The sequence below is a fragment of the Pedobacter sp. N36a genome (genome assembly GCF_014472395.1).
Taxonomy (GTDB): domain Bacteria; phylum Bacteroidota; class Bacteroidia; order Sphingobacteriales; family Sphingobacteriaceae; genus Pedobacter.
The window spans coordinates 1-437 of sequence record NZ_JACSZW010000046.1; the positions used below are offsets into that span (position 1 = coordinate 1).

A 437-nucleotide genomic window follows, 5' to 3' on the forward strand; every position below is an offset into this window, starting at 1 on the left:
GTACAACTTAATCAACATAACCTGCAGGTTGTTATCGGGCCACAAGTTCAGTCAGTAAAAGATGAAATGGCCGGTCTGATGCATACTGTCCAGGCATAAGGATAAGATATGTTCGATTTTTCAAAGGTCGTGGATCGTCATGGCACATGGTGTACACAGTGGGATTATGTCGCTGACCGTTTCGGCACTGCTGACCTGTTACCGTTCACGATTTCAGACATGGATTTTGCCACTGCCCCTTGAATTATAGAGGCGCTGAATCAGCGCCTGATGCACGGCGTATTTGGCTACAGCCGCTGGAAAAACGATGAGTTTCTCGCGGCTATTGCCCACTGGTTTTCCACCCAGCATTACACCGCCATCGATTCTCAGACGGTGGTGTATGGCCCTTCTGTCATCTATATGGTTTCAGAACTGATTCGTCAGTGGTCTGAAAC

Annotated in this window: 1 pseudogene; it reads left to right on the plus strand. The window is 48.1% G+C overall.

Annotated elements, in window-relative coordinates:
- Positions 1 to 108 precede the first annotated feature (108 nt).
- Positions 109 to 437 (plus strand): annotated as a pseudogene (malY, locus tag H9X96_RS22440) (bifunctional maltose regulon transcriptional repressor/cystathionine beta-lyase MalY); the annotation flags it as partial.